This is a genomic window from Bradyrhizobium macuxiense (assembly GCF_001542415.1).
Taxonomy (GTDB): domain Bacteria; phylum Pseudomonadota; class Alphaproteobacteria; order Rhizobiales; family Xanthobacteraceae; genus Bradyrhizobium; species Bradyrhizobium macuxiense.
In genome coordinates, this window is sequence record NZ_LNCU01000102.1 from 1 (window position 1) to 15877 (window position 15877).

Genomic DNA, 15877 nt, shown 5'->3' on the forward strand with positions numbered 1-15877 from the left:
CCCTCGTTCGGATCATTGCGCGAACTAACCCGGGTCGTCGGCAACGATTGCGCCATCGAGATCGACACGAACAGTTACTCGGTGCCGTGGCGCCTAATTGGTGAGCGCGTGGCGGTAACGGTCGCGGCCGGCGAGGTGCGGATCCGCCATGGATTGCACCAGGTGGCGGTCCATAAGCAATCGGAGGGGCGCCGGCTGCGGATCGTCGATCCCGCCCATCTCGATGGTGTTGCCGGGCGGAATGGCGCGGTTCGCCGGCCGGAGATTGCGGCGGCGGTGCCGGGGTCGTCTCCACCGCCTTCGTTGTTGCGTCCTCTTGCCGAATATGAAGCCGTGATCGGGGGAAGCTTCTGATGACGCGCGCAAAGAAGGCAACCGAAGTACCGACTGATCCCCTTGATGCCATGCTGGCGCGATTGCAGCTCTCCGGCATCCGCGATCAGCTCGATAGCTTGCTCGACGAGGCGGCGCGCGCAAACCTGTCGGCGCGTGAGACGCTGATCCTGCTGTGCGAACGTGAGATTGCGCGCAAGGATCATCGCCGCATCGACATGGCGCTGAAGCTTGCACACTTCCCGGCCGTGAAGGAGCTTGCGGGCTTCGACTTCGAGGCGCAGCCGTCGATCGATCCGAAGCAGATCCGCGACCTGGCCGCGTCACGTTGGATCGCCAACGGAGAGAACGTGCTGCTGCTCGGCCCGCCGGGCGTCGGTAAGACGCACTTGTCGATCGCGCTCGGGCGAGAGGCAATCCTGGCCGGGTATACGGTGCAGTTCACCACGGCGACGACGCTGGTCGCTGGCCTTGCCAAGGCGCATGGCGATCGGCGCCTGGACGAGAAACTACTCGCGCTGTCGAAGCCAAAGCTACTGATCGTCGACGAGCTCGGCTATCTGCCGCTGGAACCCGACGCGGCCCATCTGTTCTTCCAACTGGTCAGCCGACGCTACGAAACTGGTGCCATGCTGATCACGTCGAACCGCAGCGTTGCCGAATGGGGCACCGTGTTCGCCGATCCGGTGGTCGCCACCGCGATCCTCGACCGGCTCCTGCACCACAGCTACGTGTTGACTATCCGCGGCGACAGCTACCGGCTCCGCGCCAAACGGAAGAGCGGCCTCATCAAGCCGCCGCCCGCCGGTGACGGCCCTCCGGTCGGCTCCGCCTCCCTCCGTCCCGTCACCGGCGGAAGCAACCTTCAACCAAGATCATAACCCGATGGTGGGGGCAGTTCTTCATGACGCAAAGGGGGCAGTTCCGGATGGCGTTTGACACCGAGCTTCAAAAATGACAGAAACTGGGATCCGGAACGATCGGTGGAGCGTAGCGAAAGGTATCGACCTGCAACAGCTTCGATTGGCTGTTATCGCCTGTGAATGCGGAAGCTTTCGACGAGCCGCAGAAGCGCTTTCAATCAAGCACAACGTCATCAGCCGTTCTATCAGTCGACTCGAGCATTTGATCGGCGCCTCGCTGTTTGAGCGCTCAAGCGGTGGAATCAAGCCCACGCGCGCTGGCCGGGCGATTCTACGTATTGCACGGCTGATCCTGGAACAGGTCGACATGCTCGTTGACACCGGTAGATCCGGTGGTCGCGGCGACACAGGCCATCTTGTCGTTGGCTTCTACACGTCCATGTCCACCGGCAATTTGCGAGCGACGATAGGTGAACTCAAGAAACTGCTCCCGCAACTCGAACTGGCTACGGTGGAACGCTCTCGCTCTCATATGATGACTGCCCTCCGTAACGGCACCGTCGACATTGTTGTTGGCCCTGGACGTCTGCCCTCAAAGGACGTCAGGTCACTACTGCTGTGGAGCGAACGCATTCTGATCTCGCTGCCCCAGGATCACTGTCTGGCAGCACGCCAAATCATCTATTGGACCGATTTGCGTAACGAAAAGATCCTTCTAAGCGACTATGATCCCGGACGAGAGCTCGAGGATCTCATGATTTCGAAGTTCGTGCTACGTGACGACCGCCCCAAGGTAGAGCGTCATGACGTAAGCCGTGGCATCATCAAGAGTCTGACGAGCATGGGTATGGGGCTCAGTCTGGTGATGGAATCGGATATTGGTGCAAGTTTCGCTGGCCTTGTGTACCGAGAGTTGCAGGACGGAACGGGACCAAGCCGGGTGGACTTCTATGCGCATTGGCGTGACGACAATGAGAATCCGGCTCTAAAGCGTCTCCTAAATCTGTTGGCAGAACGCTATCCCTCACCTCCGCCGGTTCTCGGGAAATGACTGGCTCGCTTCGCCTTTGCGAAACCGCGGTCCGTGGCCATAAAGCGCGCCAGCATGGGCGCGATCAGCTTTGCCGGATCGGTGGGCTGCCCATTTTCGCGTGACAGGGCCTCTGCGTAGGCGACGAGATCCCTATGCACTGATGCTGGCAACTCAGTGGTGACCTTGACCGGCTTGTCGTCCGGCAGTGCTCCTATTCTAAGCTTGGGCATCCCCTATCCTCCGTACGGTGCAAGTATGAGGTCGCGATTGACGATGACGCGAATCGGGAAACCCGGCCGCACGGTCAGAGTGGGCTGGATGTTGAGACTTCGCCGAACCACCTGCTGTCCGGTCTGGTTGAGTGAGTCGGAGGCTCCGTGTCGCAATGCCTGGATGATGGCGCTGTCGTTGCTATTGGTATCCGAGCCGGCCCCCAGCTCGGTACCGACCGCCAGAAACGTCGATAGTGCCGCAGCCTTGAATAGCTCGCCCCAGTGATTGTCCACTTGGTCTTCGAGACCTGTAAACCCGGCGGTGTCAGCGCCAGGTTGCCGCTCGAGAACGATCGAACGTCCGTTCGGCATGATCAACCGGGTCCAGACGAGCAGCACGCGGGACTGGCCGAAAGTGACTTGGCTATCGTACATGCCGATCAAACGTGCTCCCTGAGGCACAAGAAGAAAGCGACCGGTCGGCGTGTCAAACACATTCTCGGTTACCTGTGCCGTGACTTGGCCTGGGAGGTCTGATCGGATTCCGGTGATCAGAGCTCCCGGAATGACGGTGCCAGCTTGCACGATATACGGTGAAGCTGGCCTCGTGATACGGTCAGAGCTGACCGTGCGACGATCCACAGAAGCGTTCACGAAGGCAAGCTTTCGGTCCTGACCGCTCTGCGCAAGCCCGTCGGCCGTGGTGCTCGTTGCGTTCGGTGGCATCACACGGTCGCTTCCAACAGCGGCAGCGGCGGTCGGACGCAGTTCTCCTCCATTGGTCGCGGCGAACAAATGGCTGACACGGGCTGCTTCGGTCTCCTGGTCCCGGCGCTGCTGTTCCGGGTCAGCTCCGATCGTCGGCGACTGCCCCTGAGCAGCAAGGATCGGTCGACCGAGGTCTCCAGGGAGCGGCGGACCAAGCTGCGGAATCGCCTGCCGTGTGCTGCTCGTGTAATCCTTCGGCAGTGTCTCAATGCCGTCGGCAACATTGTGATGTTCGGTGCTGTAAAGCTCATCAGCAGGCTGATTTCGGGAACGATTGTTCTGCAGCGACCACAACACCGCTCCACCGATTACAAGTAATGCAGCAGCGCTCCCTCCGGCCAGTACTTTCCGCGACAACCGTGTCACGCGCGGATGCTCAGCTCTTAGACGGAAGCTCCTAGACTGCTCGTCTTGCGTCCGCGCTGGAGTCGTTTGCTCGTGTTCACTTCCATTCGGAGCATTCATGACGACGGCCTCCCGTCAGTCCTAACAATTCTGACTTTCTGCTGATGCTCGCCGCCGAGCCGGAGTTCGGCAGCTGCGAACAGCCGATCGATAATCAACACGTTGCCGTAGGCGCGATAATTGACAAGTTCGGTCTTACCATCAGGGCCGATGACGAAGAGCGGAGGCATCTGTCCCTGAACAATTCCTTGCGGGAACTCGACATAGACCTTTCGGCCATCGTCATATGCGGCGACCGGTCGCCAGGGTGGCTTGTCCCCTTCAATCGCGTAGCGAGAGATGCGGTTCACTGGCTCCGGAAGAACGGGTTTCAGAGCAACCGAACGCGATCGTTCGCGGACGGTTTCCGGATAGTACCAGGCAACGGATGGCATGTATGGCCGCTCGCGGGAGCGGAGCTCGATCAGGTAGGTGCGCCGGTCGGTATTGACGACAAGATTGGTTTCGATCGATGCGCGGGTCGGCTTGAGCAGGATATGGACACGTCGCGTGTCGCCGCTACCGCTCTCCGTATCGCCCACGACCCAGCGCACGGTGTCGCCGGCCGCAATAGGCCCCGATCCCGTCAACTGCTCTCCTTCTTCGAGCGCGATATCCGTGATCTGCCCCGGCGCGGCGTAAACCTGATAGAGCGCTCCGGGGCTGTAGGCGTAGATTTGCGCTGCGTTGAAATATCCCCGTTTGCGTGGTTCGACCCGGGCTGCGCTATTTGCAGTCTCAACCCGGTTTACGGGTTGGGGATCTTCTTTCGCGGCCGCCTTACCGCCGAGAGCCGGCTTCCAGAGCGGAGGAACGTGAAGCGGCTTCGATCGGTCGTCGAGAGCCATCCGGGGCGCTGGCAACGGGGGCACTTCAGCGTCGTAGCTGATCTCTGGTGGTACGTAGGTTGCGCACCCACCAAGCACGGACGAACAGAGCAGCACAGCGCATAGAATTGCTCGTCTCGAGCTCACGAACTCGGACCAAATCGATTTGCGCCTGCTTCTGGAGCTGAGACGCTTCAAATGAACGTCAGACGGCGTCTTAGTCACTGACTCAACTCCTTTGACCAGTTGATGGCGCGGACGTAGACGCCAAGGGGATTCTTGCGCAGGCGTTCGGCATCGCGCGGCGTCTCGATCACAACAGTGAGAATCGCAGTCCAGCGCTCGTTTGAGCTCAACGAACCGTTGTCGTAGGTGCGCTGGGTCCACGCGACTCGAAAGCTTTCTGAAGACGCGCGAATGACGCTGGAGACCTCCACGGAGATCTGTGCCTTGCCCAGCCTGGCAAAGGGATCATTGTTACGCGCATAGTCGTTGAGCGCGGCGGCGCCACGATCGGTTGTAAAATCGTATGCTCGGAGCCAGTTTTGGCGCAGAACGATGCCGTCGGCCGGCAAGCCTCGGACATCCTCGATAAAGCGTGCCAGATGGTATGCGATCTGCGCGTCGGTTGGTTGATAGTCGATATTCGCCGGTGCAACCCTTTGGGCTTGACCGAGATGATCGACCTCGACCACCCAGGGCGTGATCGATCCCCGGCTCGTTTGCCAGACAAGGCTCCCGGCAAAGCCCGCGGACAGCATCAAGCAGCCGAACGCCATCAGACGCCAGTTCTTGGCTTGCACGCGCGCGGATCCTATGCGTTCGTCCCAAACCTGCGCTGCCTTTTGATAGGGCGTCACCGATTCGGGCATGCGCCCGTAGCGAACGGAACTTCGTTTGAACATCGATGATTGCCCCCTGGGATCGAGTGATTAGGTTCAAGTCGTGCGTCGCTAGCGCTCGGCTAGCCGCAAAAGCGCATTGGCTGCGTGTCAGCGCTCTCCTTCCGACAGATCGACGGAGGAACCACTGCCACCGTGATCGCCTGAGCGAACCGCGTGGCCGGCTGCCGATGCTCCGTGGCGAATGGTCTGGCTACGCTTCATCCGTCGCGCCCAGTCGGGCTGACCCGCGGCAGAAGCGCTCGTGGCCTGCTCGCCGGCTTGCCCAGTTCCGTCGAACGCAGCTGCTGCACGTCGCAACGGGCTCAAGGCAGTTGAGGCGCCCGCCTCCGCGACGCCAGCAAAGCCGCCACTTCGATAGGCGGCGGATGCTCCGCTCAAGACGGCGCCGCCACCGCGCGCGGCGCCAGCCATCGCCCCGCCGGCAAGACCAGCACCACCGGCGGCAAGACCTGTACCGGCCGCAACAAGGCCGCCGGCAGCAAGGCCCGTTCCGATCGCGGCGCCGGCGCCGAGCTGCGGCCCGCCGGACACCAACCCGTTAGCAATTCCTGGACCGAAGATACCGAGCCCCAGCAGGGAGAGGGCTGCGAGCACCATCGTCATCGCGTCTTCGATGGTCGGCTGTGCACCGCCGAAGCCAGCGGTAAACTGCGAGAACAGTGTCGATCCAATGCCAACGATGACGGCCAGGACGAGAACCTTGATCCCAGAGGATATCACGTTGCCCAGGATCCGCTCCGCCGCGAAGGCGGTCTTGCCAAATAGACCAAAGGGAATGAGCACGAAGCCGGCCAGCGTTGTGAGCTTAAACTCGATCAGCGTGACGAAAAGCTGGATTGCCAAAATGAAGAAGGCGAGCAACACCACGACCCAGGCGAACAGGAGAACGACGATCTGGACGAAATTCTCAAAGAAACTGATGTAGCCCATCAGATTCGAGATTGAGTCGAGCAACGGTCGGCCGGCGTCGAGGCCGACTTGGGCGATCCTTCCCGGTCGCAGGAAATCGGATGCAGATAGGCTTGTGCCAGACGCCTTCAGCCCAAGGCCGGCAAAGCTTTCGAAGACGATGCGTGCCAAGCTATTCCAGTTGCCGATGAGGTAGGCGAAGACGCCCACAAAGAGCGTCTTCTTGACAAGGCGCGCGATGATGTCCTCGTCCGTGCCCCAACTCCAGAACAACGCGGCGAGCGTGATGTCGATCGCCGCAAGGGTCGTCGCGAGATATCCGACATCGCTACCCAAGAGGCCGAAGCCGTTATCGATATAACGCGTGAACGTTTCCAGGAACTGGTCGATGATCCCGGTACCAGTCATGGCCTGTTCGCCTCAGGTGTCGCCAGAGGCGGATATCCTTGCGGGATCCGGCTCTGATCCTTCGGGGCCGGCGCCAAGCCTGCGGCGGAATCATCGTGGTCAGGAGCTACAGCCTTCTTGCCAAAGAAGCGACGTCGGTTTTCGTCCCAAACCCGCTTGCAATGGTGATACCCTGCCGTTTCCTCAGAGGTGACGCCGCGACAGCGTGCAAGGTCAGAGCTGGTTGCACCTGTCGTCTGCTCCACAGTCGGCGGCGGGAGAGAATCGTCTCCACCGCGAAGCTTAATCGTGCAAGCAGCGACGACGAATACACCGATTGTCGCAAGCAGTGACAACGCCTTGAATGCCCTTACATCGGTCATTAGTGGAACATCCGTACGTCCTGGGATTGATAGCCCTGACCCGGTTTCAGGAATCGACGAAGCTGTTCTCGTCCCTGATCCTGAGCCGATGTCCGCTGAGCGGCTTCAAGACTCTGTGCCCTGGCCTGTGCCGTCATGACGGCCGTGAGGTCGGCGAGTTGCTGCGCGTTCAGCGCGAGAATCTGATTGCCGGCCTGCATTGCTTGCAGAGCGCCGCTGGCGCCCTGGCTCGACGTTACGAGCGCTGACGTCTGGATGCGGTTGGTGTCGAGATTGCCAACGATGCCGGCCTGAACCCGGAGCGCGTCTTGCGTTGCCGTATAAGTATTCTGCCACCGCGATTGAGCGTTGGAAATCAGCAACTGATACGACTGGCTGCCGCTAGCTGGCGCATAGCTTGTCGAGAATGCGCGATCAATCTGCTGGACGTCGTAAGCGATCCGCTGGGCCTGAGCCAGCAATTGCTGGGTCCGCTGGATCGATGATTGCAACGGCTGCAGCGACGAATACGGCAGGTTCGCCAAATTCTTCGTCTGATTGATCAGCATATGCGCCTCGTTCTGCAACGAGGTGATTTGGTTATTGATCTGCTGAAGTTCCCGCGCGGCGATCAGGACATTCTGAACGTAGTTGTTTGGATCGAAGACGATCCACTGCGCCCGCGCGGGCATCGCCACGCCGAGCGTGAGGGCGATGGTGCCGGCAGCCGCCAGTAGGCCAAGGTGCCTCATTGCGATTTCTCCAGATTGCTGAGATTGGGGATCAGATCGGCCGCCCAGGCGGCGCCACGATGCTCGAGCCAGGCCGGTACGAAACCGTCAGGTCCATGCTCGGCGAGAAGCTGCGCGATGGCAGCCTGGTCGGTCTTGGAAGAGGCTGCGGTGAAGGCGAGAGCAAGTTCACCTAATCCAAGTTCGAACATTCGATTGCCGCGACGGGACTGACAGTAGTAGTCGCGCTTTGGCGTTGCCCGGCTCAGAAGTTCGATCTGGCGATCGTTGAGTCCGAAGCGGCGGTAGATGGCCGTGATCTGCGGTTCGATCGCACGTTCGTTCGGCAACAACACGCGCGTTGGGCAGCTTTCGATGATCGCGGGCGCGATCGCGGAGCCATCGATGTCCGAAAGCGATTGAGTGGAGAAGATGACGGAGGCGTTCTTCTTCCGAAGCGTCTTCAGCCATTCGCGGAGCTGGCCGGCAAAATCCTCGTCGTCGAGCGCAAGCCACCCCTCATCGACAATCAGGAGTGTCGGCCGGCCGTCGAGGCGGTCCCCAATACGATGGAAGAGGTAAGCCAGCACGGCAGGGGCCGCACTGGTTCCGATCAGCCCTTCGGTCTCGAACGCCTGGACCGAGGCTTTGCCAAGGCGTTCGAATTCGGCGTCAAGCAGGCGCCCGGATGGACCGCCCAGACAATAGGGTTGCAGGGCACGTTTCAGGGAGTTCGATTGCAGCAGGACCGACAGGCCCGTCAGGGTGCGTTCCTGCATCGGCGCCGAAGCAAGAGACGTCAGTGCCGACCACAGATGATCCTTGACCTCAGGGGTGAGTTCGATTCTTTCCCGTGCCAGGATCGCGCCGATCCATTCCGTGGCCCATCCGCGCTCGGAAGGATCGTCGATCCAGGCCAACGGTTGCAACGCAACGGGCTGGTCGCCTCCGTCAGACAATGCGCCGCCGAGATCATGCCAGTCGCCATCCATGGCGAGCACGGCCGCCCGGATCGAGCCACCGAAGTCGAACGCAAAGACCTGAGAGTTTGGATAACGGCGGAACTGGAGCGCCATCAGAGCGAGCAGTACCGACTTGCCGGCACCCGTCGGCCCCACCACAAGGGTATGGCCGACGTCACCAACGTGGAGCGAGAACCGGAACGGGGTTGACCCCTCAGTCTTGCCGAACAGGAGGGGCGGACCCTTGAAATGCAGGTCCCTCGCCTCGCCCGCCCACACGGCCGACATTGGGATCATGTGGGCGAGGTTGAGCGTTGAAACAGGCGGTTGCCGCACATTGGCGTAGACGTGCCCGGGCAGGCTGCCGAGCCAAGCCTCAACGGCGTTTACCGTCTCGATCATGCAGGTGAAATCGCGGCCCTGAATGACCTTTTCGACCAGCCGCAGCTTTTCATCGGCAGCGTTGGGATCACGGTCCCACACGGTGATGGTCGCTGTGACAAAGGCTTGCCCGATCTGGTCCGACCCCAGCTCCTGCAACGCTGCGTCGGCGTCGATCGCCTTGTTATGGGCGTCGGTATCGAGCAGTGTCGACGCCTCGTTGGTCATGACCTCCTTGAGAATCGCGCCTATGGACTTCCTCTTCGCGAACCATTGGCGGCGGATCTTGGTCAGCAGCTTGGTGGCATCGGTCTTGTCGAGCATGATCGCCCGGGTCGACCAACGATACGAGAACGCCAGGCGATTCAGGTCGTCCAGGATTCCCGGCATGGTCGCGCCCGGAAAGCCGACAATCGTCAGAACGCGCACATTGGCTAAACCCAGCATCGGCTCGAGCCCGCCAGTCAGCGGCTGGTCGGCCAACAGCGCATCGATGTACATGGGAATTTCGGGTACTCGAACGCGATGGCGCTTGGTCGAGATCGTTGAGTGCAGGTAGGTCAGCGTGTCCTGATCATCGAGCCAGGCGCATTCGGGCATGAACCCTTCGACGAGTTGCAGCACACGGTTGGTTTGATCGATAAACCCGCGAAGGATCTCGCGCGCGTCAGTTCCAACGGTGCGGTTGCGGCCCTCATAAAGCAGTCGCTCTGCCCGGGCAGCCCCCTCCTCCGGCGGCAGATAGAGAAAGGTCAGGAAATAGCTGGACTCATAGTGCGCGCCTGCTTCCTCGAACTGCGCCTTGCGTTCGGCGTCAACCAGCGCCGACGCGACATCCGGAAAAGTGTTCGGCGGGTAGCTACCGGCAAAATGGCGCTGTGCTTCAACGAATAGGGCCCAACCGGATCCGAGGCGACGCAAGGCGTTGTTCAAACGGCCTGCGACGCCGACAAGCTCAGCCGGCACAGCGCTATCGAGATCGGGTCCCCGGAACTTTGCCGTCCGTTGGAACGAACCGTCCTTGTTCAGGATGATTCCTTTGTCGACGAGCGCTGCCCAAGGCAGGAAATCGGCGAGACGCGCGCTGGAATGGCGGTATTCGGCGAGATTCATCATAACCGAGTGCTCACGCATTGAGATGGCCGGGAATGCGCAGATGTCGGCGCACCACATCAACAAAGGCGGGATCGCGCCTGGCGGCCCAGACGGCGGCCATATGGCCGATGAACCAGAGGACGAGACCCGCAATCCACAGTCGCAATCCAAGTCCAAGGGCCGCCGCAAGTGTGCCATTGACGATCGCGACCGAGCGCGGCGCGCCGCCCATCAGGATCGGCTCGGTAAGCGCGCGGTGAACGGGCGCGACAAAACCTGCGACCGATTCATCCATCAGATCACCACACCGCCGCCGAAAGAGAAGAACGACAGGAAGAAGCTCGAGGCTGCAAACGCGATCGACAGCCCGAACACGATCTGGATCAGTCTGCGGAAACCACCGGACGAATCGCCAAACGCAAGGGTGAGCCCGGTCACAACAATGATGATGACGGCGATGATCTTGGCGACGGGACCTTCAACCGACTGCAGAATCTGATTGAGCGGCTGCTCCCAGGGCATGTTCGAGCCAGCCGCCCATGCCGGCGCCGTCATCAAGAGAACTGAACTGGAAGCAGTCAGGGTTGTAGTTTTCCAAAGAACGCGAATTTGCTGACGCATGTCAGTCTCCTGCTGATGAGAGGCTGTAGTCGCCCGCGGCCTCCAGCCCTGAAACGGCAGCCAGCTCGGCGAGGCGACGATCGGTACCGCGGCCTGCAAGGACGGCGACCATGTTGATGGTTTCGGCGATGAGGGCACGCGGAACCGTGATGACGGCTTCCTGAATGAGTTGCTCGAGCCGCCGCAGCGCGCCGAGCGCCGTGCCCGCATGAATAGTGCCGATGCCGCCGGGATGGCCTGTGCCCCAGGCCTTGAGCAGATCGAGTGCTTCGGCACCGCGGACCTCGCCAATCGGGATCCGATCAGGACGCAGTCGCAGCGAGGACCGAACAAGGTCGGATAGCGTCGCCACACCGTCCTTGGTTCGTAGCGCGACAAGATTGCGCGCTTTGCACTGCAGTTCGCGGGTATCTTCGATGAGCACCACCCGGTCGGCAGTCTTCGCCACCTCGGCCAAGAGCGCATTCGTCAATGTTGTCTTGCCGGTCGACGTCCCACCGGCGACAAGGATGTTCTTGCGTGAGGCGACTGCATTCTTCAGTATCTTCGCCTGCTCCGCGGTCATGATGCCCGTGGCGACGTAGTCGTCGAGCGTAAACACGGCGACCGCGGGTTTGCGGATCGCGAAAGCAGGAGCAGCAACGACTGGAGGCAACAGACCTTCGAAGCGCTCGCCGGTCCCAGGCAGTTCGGCCGAGACGCGTGGTGCGCCGGAATGCACCTCCGCGCCGACGTGGTGCGCCACCAAGCGAACGATGCGCTCGCCATCCGCCGCGGACAATGTTTCGCCGGTGTCGGTCAGGCCACCCGACAGCCTGTCAATCCAGAGTCCCCCATCAGGATTGAGCATCACCTCGATGATGGATTCATCTTCAAGGTAGCCCGCGATCGCCGTGCCAAGCGCGCTCCGCAGCATTCGTGCGCCGCGCGAATTCGCCTCCGATTGAAAGGAATGGATTGCCACTGCTGTCCCCACCGAATGAGGACGTCCAAAGCGCGTCCTCTGATGGGGATGATTAGAAAAGCCATCGGTCGACTAGCGCAATAAGCGCTTTTGGTGATCGTAGATCGTCGTAGAAAAAGAAAGACGACGAACCACCATTTGGCGCCTACACGGCCTTATCGGTGCATTGCAGGTCGCGCTCTTTACCACTCGACATCATCATCGCAAGACATCAGTACGACGGCTTGCTCACAGAAGATGCCTGGTTCGACTGCTTCGGAAGCACTGACCGGCATGGTGGAAGGAATTGAACCCATCCGCGATGTGAACGATTGGAGCCAAGGCAGTGCGAACCAGATCAACGCCGCGATCTGAAGGGCCACGTTGAGACCAAACGCGACTTGATAGGCTACAAGGGATCTGTGACCATCCTCTGTGGGCCACTGCTCAAGAATCGCACCCGTCGCGTACTGGGCCAGAAAAGCCCAACCGAAATGCAGAACGTTCAAGGCCCCATTTGCGCGACCGGCAAGTTCCGGCGGATAGCGATCTGCTATCACCGCGAAGCTGACCACGGTTGCCGTTCCGACAATTGCGACAACGGACCAGGGCAAGATGGACGGCAAAGGCACGCGAAGGATCAAGGCTAACTCGGCTGCAATAAACAGCAGCGCGACCACCGCTAATATCGCCTCCACCCTGACACCTCTTCGTTTAATGTAATGAACCGTCATACCGAACAACCAGGCGCCGCTGCTAAGTACAATCGACATCATGAACAGCTGTCCGACGAAACTCGCACGATCAAAGCCCTCGATATCCATCAACCATGGCGATGCCCACAATCCCTGCAGCGACCAGGCCGAACCAACACAAGTCGCGGACAACGGGGCCATTCGCCAGAAGTGCCTATCGCCGAAAACGGAGCTAAGGGTGGCGGGCATTGTCGATTTTGATAAGACAATGCCTCGTTCGGGCACCAGGAAATAGATAAACATGGCCGTAGCAGCAGTCGCAGCCGCCAAGATTTCAAAGAGCTGCCGCCAACCCATCCAGGCGAGTAGGTGCTCGGCGGGAGCTGTGGCGGTCACCGCCCCTAGTGACCCCAGCATGACCATGTAGCCGTTCAGCAAGGCTACTCGCTCCCTGGGAAACCAGAGAATGATGGACTTCAATCCAGCCGTCAGCGCAGCCGCCATGCCAAACCCGATCATTGCGCGCGCGATCAAGAGTGACAGGAAGCCGGTCGAGACCGCGAACAGTCCGGCGCCCGCGGCGGCGATCAAAAACAGGGCACTCTGGACGCGACGTGGGCCAAATCGGTCCAACAATATGCCGATGGGAATCTGAGCCGCCGAGAAAACAAGAAAATAGACTGACGTAAGCAATCCGAGATCAGCGGTCCCAAGCCCGGCATCCGAACTAAGATGATCGGCGATCAAAGCGTTGATGGTGCGAAACAGATACGAAAGATAGTATCCAGCGGCAAAAGGGAGAAAAACGCGCGCGATTCGACGCCACACTATTGAGATTTGCATGCTGGCCCCTTGTGCTCTCAGCTCGTGCGAGCCGATAGCGCGTCCAGTTCTTTGTCAGTTCGGCAAAATCTCTGCAGTCGTAGGCCGGCGTAGAAAAAGAAGGGCCGGCGCGATCGCGCATCTAGAACGCTCAGTCAGGATTCGTCGGCCGGTTCCTGGTGGCGGATATCTTCTGGAATTTCGCGCAGGAAGCTTTGCCCTTTTTGCAGACGGCGACCGAGCGCCTCGACAAATCCATCAAAGCGCTCCCTCCCCTTTGCTTGCGCGGCCGCCTGTGAATCGTGCGGCAAGGGTGGTGTGACCGTCAGCCAGAAGCGGATGAAGAGGGCCAAAGTCTCGGCCGTCAAACCAACGTCACGCTCCAACCTTTGCATCTGACGCGACAGCCGATCGAGGCGCCGGGCGAACGCTGCCTCCCGCCGGTCCGCGCCGTCCGGCGATAGAAACGAAGCGACGGCCGCTTCCACGATCGCAGATCGGGAAAGCTTCTTGCGATCCGCGAGTTCCGAGATCTGTTTCAGCAGCTCTGGCGGGAAGTAGACGTTCATCCGGTCGCGCATATTGCCTCAGAGCTCCATGCCGTCATTCGGGTCCATGGCGACCTGACGGGCAACACCGCGCATTTGTTGGCGTATGAGCCGGGACTGACGGACCGCATCATCGTCATCGTCGAGAACGGCGGCAAATTCTTCTGCCGGTGTCGGCTCGGTCTCCTCCTTGACGATCGCGACGTGGTCGGGGAGTTCGGGCTCACGACGCAGGCCGCTGTTCGCCGTGTCTTGCTCGACCTCCGCGCCTTTGTCGGTTGGACCTGCCGCCGCCTTCAGCGTTCCGAGCGCTGACCATCCGTCGGTAGGCGGTGATCGACCGGATGCCGCTGGATCAGGCGGTGGCAGAACCCGTTCGGTGAACCGCGGGTCATCGTAGTAGCGAACCTTCTTTGCCCGGATCGGCGGTGCGCCCGCCACCATGACGATCTCGTCCATCGGTGGAAGCTGCATGACCTCGCCAGGGGTCAAAAGCGGCCTCGCCGTCTCCTGGCGCGAGACCATCAGGTGCCCCAGCCATGGGTTCAACCTATGACCGGCATAGTTCTTCATCGCCCGCATCTCGGTCGCCGTACCGAGCGCGTCGGACACACGCTTCGCTGTCCGCTCGTCATTGGTCGCGAAGCTGACTCGGACATGGCAGTTGTCGAGGATGGCGTTGTTGGGCCCGTAGGCCTTCTCGATCTGATTCAGGGATTGCGCGATCAAGAAACTCTTGATGCCGTACCCCGCCATGAAGGCGAGCGCGGACTCGAAGAAATCCAGCCGGCCCAGCGCCGGGAACTCGTCTAGCATCATCAGGACTCGATGCCGGCGGTCGCGGGCGTGCAGATCCTCGGTCAGACGACGGCCAATCTGGTTCAGCACGAGGCGGATCAGTGGTTTGGTCCGAGAGATGTCCGAGGGCGGCACCACCAGGTAAAGACTCGTAGGACGACCGTCTGCGATCAGATCGGCGATGCGCCAGTCGCAACGGCGGGTTACCTGGGCCACGACGGGATCGCGGTAGAGCCCGAGGAACGACATCGCGGTAGACAGGACGCCGGAGCGTTCATTCTCGGATTTGTTGAGGAGTTCGCGCGCGGTCGACGCGACAACGGGATGAGCGCCCTGCTCGCCGAGGTGCGGCGTGGTCATCATCGCCTTTAGCGTCGCCTCGATCGGCCGCTTCGGGTCGGACAGGAAAGCGGCGACGCCGGCCAAGGTCTTGTCCGCTTCGGCATAGAGGACATGGAGGATGGCACCCACCAGGAGTGAATGACTGGTCTTCTCCCAATGGTTCCGCTTCTCGAGGGAGCCTTCGGGGTCGACCAGGACATCGGCGACGTTCTGGACATCGCGGACCTCCCATTCCCCGCGCCGGACTTCGAGGAGCGGATTGTAGGCTGAGGACTTCGGGTTAGTCGGGTCGAACAACAGAACACGGCCATGACGGGAGCGGAAGCCGGCGGTCAGTTGCCAGTTCTCACCCTTGATGTCGTGAACGATGGTGGAGCCCGGCCAAGCCAGCAGCGACGGAACGACGAGACCGACACCCTTACCGGATCGGGTGGGTGCAAAACACAACACGTGTTCCGGCCCGTCATGGCGGAGGTAGTCGCAATCGAGCTTGCCCAGCACCACACCATCCGGACCGAGAAGCCCGGCCGCTCGAACCTCTTCCGTATCCGCCCAGCGGGCCGAGCCATAGGTCTCAACATTCTTGGCCTCACGCGCCCGCCACACTGACGTGCCGACCGCCACCGCGATCGAAACGAAGGTTCCCGACGCCACGATGAAGGCGCCCTCGACAAAGACCTGTGGCGCATAGGCATCGTAGACGAACCACCACCAGAAAAAGACGGGCGGGTAATAGACCTTGAAGCCTAGGAGTTCGAACCAGGGTCGCCCGAGCTCGGGCTGGTAGGCGAGCCGCCAGGCTGTCCACTCGGTTGCTCCCCAGATGGCGAGCAAAACGATGAGACCGACGACGATCACCTGTCCCCAGAGGATTTTGGTTCCGGACATCCCGAACG

17 protein-coding genes are annotated in these 15877 nt (G+C 60.8%); 3 read left to right on the plus strand and 14 right to left on the minus strand.

Translation table 11 applies throughout. From position 1 onward, the window contains the following. The 3 genes from AS156_RS43085 to AS156_RS30295 form a co-directional block, all read left to right on the plus strand. Positions 1-354: Mu transposase domain-containing protein (locus AS156_RS43085; RefSeq protein WP_430641822.1), on the plus strand; the 354-nt coding region annotated here is incomplete at its 5' end. Next, the gene (gene istB / locus AS156_RS30290; RefSeq protein WP_050382252.1) at positions 354-1214 is read left to right on the plus strand and encodes an IS21-like element helper ATPase IstB; all 861 of its coding nucleotides are present in this window, start codon (positions 354-356) and stop codon (positions 1212-1214) included. The genes AS156_RS43085 and istB, both read left to right, overlap by 1 nt. A gap of 73 nt (positions 1215-1287) precedes the next feature. Continuing rightward, positions 1288-2247, plus strand: a complete 960-nt coding sequence (locus tag AS156_RS30295; RefSeq protein ID WP_066512539.1) for a LysR family transcriptional regulator — start codon at positions 1288-1290, stop codon at positions 2245-2247. Here the strand turns inward: AS156_RS30295 and AS156_RS41365 are convergent. From AS156_RS41365 to AS156_RS30355, 14 genes are all read right to left on the minus strand, one after another. Continuing rightward, positions 2214-2459, minus strand: a complete 246-nt coding sequence (locus AS156_RS41365; RefSeq protein WP_082747817.1) for a DUF2274 domain-containing protein — start codon at positions 2457-2459, stop codon at positions 2214-2216. The genes AS156_RS30295 and AS156_RS41365 overlap by 34 nt on opposite strands. Before the next feature lie 3 nt (positions 2460-2462). Continuing rightward, the gene (locus tag AS156_RS30300; protein WP_066512542.1) at positions 2463-3674 is read right to left on the minus strand and encodes a TraB/TrbI/VirB10 family type IV secretion system protein; all 1212 of its coding nucleotides are present in this window, start codon (positions 3672-3674) and stop codon (positions 2463-2465) included. After that, a complete protein-coding gene (gene trbG, locus AS156_RS30305; RefSeq protein ID WP_066512544.1) occupies positions 3671-4705 on the minus strand; it encodes a P-type conjugative transfer protein TrbG in 1035 nt (344 codons plus the stop codon). The genes AS156_RS30300 and trbG overlap by 4 nt, the downstream gene beginning before the upstream one ends. Then, entirely contained in the window at positions 4702-5385 is a 684-nt protein-coding gene (gene trbF / locus AS156_RS30310) for a conjugal transfer protein TrbF (protein ID WP_066512546.1), read from the minus strand. The genes trbG and trbF overlap by 4 nt, the downstream gene beginning before the upstream one ends. A gap of 87 nt (positions 5386-5472) precedes the next feature. Further along, positions 5473-6702 (minus strand): P-type conjugative transfer protein TrbL, encoded by a 1230-nt coding sequence (trbL, locus tag AS156_RS30315; protein ID WP_066512547.1) that lies wholly within the window; start codon positions 6700-6702, stop codon positions 5473-5475. Then, positions 6699-7064, minus strand: coding sequence for a putative entry exclusion protein TrbK-alt (gene trbK-alt / locus AS156_RS41370; RefSeq protein WP_082747818.1), 366 nt, complete (start codon positions 7062-7064; stop codon positions 6699-6701). Before trbK-alt ends, trbL begins: the two co-directional genes overlap by 4 nt. After that, the gene (gene trbJ, locus AS156_RS30320) at positions 7064-7795 is read right to left on the minus strand and encodes a P-type conjugative transfer protein TrbJ (protein ID WP_066512549.1); all 732 of its coding nucleotides are present in this window, start codon (positions 7793-7795) and stop codon (positions 7064-7066) included. The genes trbK-alt and trbJ overlap by 1 nt, the downstream gene beginning before the upstream one ends. Continuing rightward, entirely contained in the window at positions 7792-10233 is a 2442-nt protein-coding gene (gene trbE, locus AS156_RS30325; RefSeq protein WP_066512552.1) for a conjugal transfer protein TrbE, read from the minus strand. Before trbE ends, trbJ begins: the two co-directional genes overlap by 4 nt. A 10-nt stretch (positions 10234-10243) precedes the next feature. Beyond that, positions 10244-10507 carry a VirB3 family type IV secretion system protein gene (locus AS156_RS30330; RefSeq protein WP_066512555.1) on the minus strand — a complete coding sequence of 88 codons (264 nt, stop codon included), beginning with the start codon at positions 10505-10507 and terminating at the stop codon, positions 10244-10246. Next, positions 10507-10833, minus strand: coding sequence for a TrbC/VirB2 family type IV secretion system protein (locus tag AS156_RS30335; RefSeq protein WP_066512558.1), 327 nt, complete (start codon positions 10831-10833; stop codon positions 10507-10509). The genes AS156_RS30330 and AS156_RS30335 overlap by 1 nt, the downstream gene beginning before the upstream one ends. 1 nt (position 10834) lies before the next feature. Continuing rightward, on the minus strand, positions 10835-11749 hold the full coding sequence (gene trbB / locus AS156_RS30340) for a P-type conjugative transfer ATPase TrbB (RefSeq protein ID WP_066512561.1): 915 nt from the start codon (positions 11747-11749) through the stop codon (positions 10835-10837). A 230-nt stretch (positions 11750-11979) separates the two neighbouring features. Continuing rightward, entirely contained in the window at positions 11980-13314 is a 1335-nt protein-coding gene (locus tag AS156_RS30345; RefSeq protein ID WP_066512564.1) for an MFS transporter, read from the minus strand. Between the two features lie 134 nt (positions 13315-13448). Then, a complete protein-coding gene (locus AS156_RS30350) occupies positions 13449-13874 on the minus strand; it encodes a ribbon-helix-helix domain-containing protein (RefSeq protein ID WP_066512567.1) in 426 nt (141 codons plus the stop codon). A gap of 6 nt (positions 13875-13880) precedes the next feature. Further along, on the minus strand, positions 13881-15869 hold the full coding sequence (locus AS156_RS30355) for a conjugal transfer protein TraG (RefSeq protein ID WP_066512569.1): 1989 nt from the start codon (positions 15867-15869) through the stop codon (positions 13881-13883). Positions 15870-15877: the final 8 nt, after the last annotated feature.

Excerpts from the sequence above, each read along its gene's own strand:
- istB (WP_050382252.1), top strand. The coding sequence starts at position 354 with ATGACGCGCGCAAAGAAGGCAACCGAAGTACCGACTGATCCCCTTGAT.
- AS156_RS30295 (WP_066512539.1), top strand. The coding sequence starts at position 1,288 with ATGACAGAAACTGGGATCCGGAACGATCGGTGGAGCGTAGCGAAAGGT.
- AS156_RS41365 (WP_082747817.1), bottom strand. The coding sequence starts at position 2,459 with ATGCCCAAGCTTAGAATAGGAGCACTGCCGGACGACAAGCCGGTCAAG.
- AS156_RS30300 (WP_066512542.1), bottom strand. The coding sequence starts at position 3,674 with ATGAATGCTCCGAATGGAAGTGAACACGAGCAAACGACTCCAGCGCGG.
- trbF (WP_066512546.1), bottom strand. The coding sequence starts at position 5,385 with ATGTTCAAACGAAGTTCCGTTCGCTACGGGCGCATGCCCGAATCGGTG.
- trbL (WP_066512547.1), bottom strand. The coding sequence starts at position 6,702 with ATGACTGGTACCGGGATCATCGACCAGTTCCTGGAAACGTTCACGCGT.
- trbK-alt (WP_082747818.1), bottom strand. The coding sequence starts at position 7,064 with ATGACCGATGTAAGGGCATTCAAGGCGTTGTCACTGCTTGCGACAATC.
- trbJ (WP_066512549.1), bottom strand. The coding sequence starts at position 7,795 with ATGAGGCACCTTGGCCTACTGGCGGCTGCCGGCACCATCGCCCTCACG.
- trbE (WP_066512552.1), bottom strand. The coding sequence starts at position 10,233 with ATGATGAATCTCGCCGAATACCGCCATTCCAGCGCGCGTCTCGCCGAT.
- AS156_RS30330 (WP_066512555.1), bottom strand. The coding sequence starts at position 10,507 with ATGGATGAATCGGTCGCAGGTTTTGTCGCGCCCGTTCACCGCGCGCTT.
- AS156_RS30335 (WP_066512558.1), bottom strand. The coding sequence starts at position 10,833 with ATGCGTCAGCAAATTCGCGTTCTTTGGAAAACTACAACCCTGACTGCT.
- trbB (WP_066512561.1), bottom strand. The coding sequence starts at position 11,749 with ATGCTGCGGAGCGCGCTTGGCACGGCGATCGCGGGCTACCTTGAAGAT.
- AS156_RS30345 (WP_066512564.1), bottom strand. The coding sequence starts at position 13,314 with ATGCAAATCTCAATAGTGTGGCGTCGAATCGCGCGCGTTTTTCTCCCT.
- AS156_RS30350 (WP_066512567.1), bottom strand. The coding sequence starts at position 13,874 with ATGCGCGACCGGATGAACGTCTACTTCCCGCCAGAGCTGCTGAAACAG.
- AS156_RS30355 (WP_066512569.1), bottom strand. The coding sequence starts at position 15,869 with ATGTCCGGAACCAAAATCCTCTGGGGACAGGTGATCGTCGTCGGTCTC.